Annotated in this window: 1 pseudogene; it reads right to left on the bottom strand. The window is 56.4% G+C overall.

Going from position 1 to position 1,221, the window contains the following annotated elements:
• Window positions 1-32: 32 nt before the first annotated feature.
• A pseudogene (locus F3H26_RS19285) lies at window positions 33-1,156 on the bottom strand (IS481 family transposase).
• Between the last annotated feature and the right edge of the window lie 65 nt (window positions 1,157-1,221).

Genomic DNA, 1,221 nt, shown 5'->3' with positions numbered 1-1,221 from the left:
TGTAAAACTTCAGACTTGATCTGACGGACACCTCAGCGGACAGCGCTGAGAATGGGTTGTTGGCCGTCCGATTGATCGGAAGTCCTGATTGTCTTGTCCGCGGCGATGTGTAGCGTTTCTCGGAAGGTCTGCATAGGTGTTTTGCCGTAGCAGTATCTTCCCGAATGTGGCCGCTGTTCGTTGTATTTGGCCAGCCACACATCCAGATCGGTCTGCAACTCCTTCACCGAGCGGTAGAGCTTTTTGCGGAAGGCAATGTCGTAAAACTCATCCTTGATGGTCCTGTGGAAGCGCTCGCAGATGCCGTTGGTCTGTGGGCTGTTTGCTTTGGTCCTGGAATGATCCACATCCTCGACCGCCAGGTAAAGCTGGTAGGCGTGGTTTTCGACCTTGCCGCAATACTCGGTGCCCCGGTCGGTCAGGATGCGCAGCAGGCTGATGCCGTGTTCGGCAAAGAACGGGATCACCCGGTCATTCAGCAGGTCTGCGGCGGTAATCGCCGTCTTCTCGGTATAGAGCTTGCAGATCGCCACGCGGGCATAGGTATCGACAAAGGTCTGCTGGTAGATGCGCCCCACGCCTTTCATCGTCCCCACATAGTAGGTGTCCTGGCTGCCCAGATAACCGGGATGGTGGCTCTCGATCTCGCCATGCGCCTCCTTCTGTTGCTTCGCCTTTTCCAGCGCCGCCATCTGGCCCTCGGTCAGCAGGATGCCATCCTGGGCGGCGCGGGCCTCCAGTGCCTTCAATCGCTTCTTCATCGTCTCAAGGTCGTTCCTGAGCCAGATCGACCGCACGCCGGACGAGGACACCATGACACCTTTCTGCTGAAGCTCCCATGACGCCCGCTTCTGGCCCAAAGCCGGGTTTTCACCTCTCGGGCATTGCATGCGCAATGCCCTGCCGGTCAATGAATGGCCAACTCGATGACCGCCCTCTCAACATGCTCCGGCACCCGGTTCTTCAGAATGGGTTTCTTGCGGCTGAGATCCATCAGGGCTTCTTCGCCGCCTTGTTCATACAGTTCCTTGAACCGGTAGAAGCTGTCCCGCGAATAACCCATCACCTTGCAGGCCTGGGAAACGCTGCCGAGTTGCTTGGCCAATTCCAGCAGGCCAAGCTTCGGTTTGATGATCTTTTCCTGAATGCTTGTCATTGATCGACACTCCTTGCTTGCGCTCCAAAAGAGCAGAAATGTCAGATCAAGTCGTGTGTTTTACA

Source organism: Ruegeria intermedia, from assembly GCF_900129345.1.
GTDB lineage: Bacteria > Pseudomonadota > Alphaproteobacteria > Rhodobacterales > Rhodobacteraceae > Ruegeria > Ruegeria intermedia.
This window is presented reverse-complemented; position numbering and strand designations above follow the sequence as displayed.